Raw genomic sequence first — 1678 nt, 5'->3', positions numbered from 1 at the left:
CCGACCTCCCCACCCCCCGGGCCGGCGGCGACGCGAGCAGTGCCCGCTGGGCCCCGGTCGGCGAACTCCTCGGCGAGAGCCCGGCCGACGGCGTCCCGCTCGCCTTCGACCACGGCCTGATCCTCGCCGACGGCGTGGAGCGCGCCCGCTCCAAGATCGAATACTCCTCCCTCGCCACCGCTTTCTGTCCGACCGAGTTCACCGTCGGCGAGCTGCGCCGGGTCTACGAGGCGGTATGGGGTGTGGTGCTCGACCCGCGCAACTTCCACCGCAAGGTCACCGGCACCCCCGGCTTCCTCCTCCCCTCCGGTGGCACGACGACCCGCCAGGGCGGCCGCCCGGCCCAGTTGTTCACCGCCGGCGGCGCGACCGTCCTCAACCCGCCGATGCTCCGCCCCGACGCCTGAGGGCCCGGGCCCGGCGGAGGCGTCCACTCCGGCGCCCTGAGCCCCGGGGGGCGTGGACACCGCCGCCGGAGAACGCATGCCCGTGAATCGCAGGATCGGATTTTCCCCTGATCGGGTGAGGCGGGTGTGGGGCGGGCCCGTGGCGGTCCGGTAATGCCCGGAATCGGCGGTGCTGACCCCTAATGTGCTGGCGTCGAGCAGGTCGGCCGAGGGCATTGGGAGCAGCCAGCGATGATCCAGATCACCGGACTGACCAAGGTGTACCGCAAGGGCGCCCCGCCCGCCGTACTCGATCTGACCTTCGACGCCAGGCCCGGTCTGGTGACCGTGCTGCTCGGGGACGAGGGGGCGGGCAAGTCCACCGCGCTGCGGTTGATGCTCGAACTCGAAATCGGCCAGGGCATCACCCTCTTCGACGGCCGCCCCTACCACCGGCTCCGCTGCCCCGAGCGTGAGGTCGGTGTGCTGCTGCCGGGCCTCGGGGACGGGCCCTCGATGGAGGCCGGGCACCCGGGGTTCAAGGCGCGCAACCACCTGCGGATGCTCGCCGCGGCCGTGGGCGTCCCCGCTCGGCGGGCCGACGAACTGCTGGAACAGACCCGGCTGGCGGGCGTCGCCGGGCAGCGGCTGCGGGCCTTCTCACCCGGCATGCACCGTCGGCTCGCCCTCGCCGCCGCGTTGCTCGGTGATCCCGGCACCCTGCTGCTGGACGCACCGACCGAGGGCCTGTCACCGCGCAACGTCGAGTGGTTCCACTCCTTCCTGCGCTCCTTCGCCGTCGCGGGCGGGACGGTGCTGGTGACCACCCGCATCCCGCAGGAGGCCGCGCAGCTCGCGGACCGGGTGGTCACCCTGGACCGTGGCCGCCTGGTGGCCGACCAGCCGGTCTCGGAGTTCTGCCGGACCAGGCTCAGTCCCGAAGTGGCCGTCCGGGGGCCGCAGATGGCGAGGCTGGCCGACCTGTTGGTCAGTCAGGGCGCCAAGGTCCGCCGGGAGGGCGGCGTGGGTCTCTCGGTGGCCGGAATCGACCGCACCGAGATCGGTGAACTCGCCTACCGCAACGGGATCATGCTGCACGAGCTGGCCGACCGGGTGGTCGAACAGCCGGCCCCGCGGGCCGCCCTGCCGCTCGCCTCCGGCCGCTCCGGTCACCTCGGCCTCCAGCCGCAGGCCGAAGCCGAGCCCGGGCCGGAGCAGAACGCCGGCCAGAAGACAGGCCAGAGCGCCGGCAAGCACCCCGACAAGCCCTCCGAGCGGGGCCCCGACAAGCC

The 1678-nt window shown here is 73.5% G+C and carries 1 protein-coding gene and 1 pseudogene; both read left to right on the top strand.

Annotated features, from left to right (window positions below):
* Positions 1-407, top strand: a pseudogene (locus tag J0670_RS37510) (DNA hydrolase); the annotation flags it as partial.
* A 231-nt stretch (positions 408-638) separates the two neighbouring features.
* Positions 639-1678, top strand: a 1040-nt coding sequence (locus tag J0670_RS37505) for an ATP-binding cassette domain-containing protein (RefSeq protein ID WP_207817247.1), incomplete at its 3' end; no start/stop codon positions are given.

The organism is Streptomyces sp. FH025 (genome assembly GCF_017427025.1).
GTDB lineage: Bacteria > Actinomycetota > Actinomycetes > Streptomycetales > Streptomycetaceae > Kitasatospora.
The sequence above is the reverse complement of the archived record's forward strand: the minus strand, read 5'-3'. Positions and strand labels throughout refer to the sequence as shown.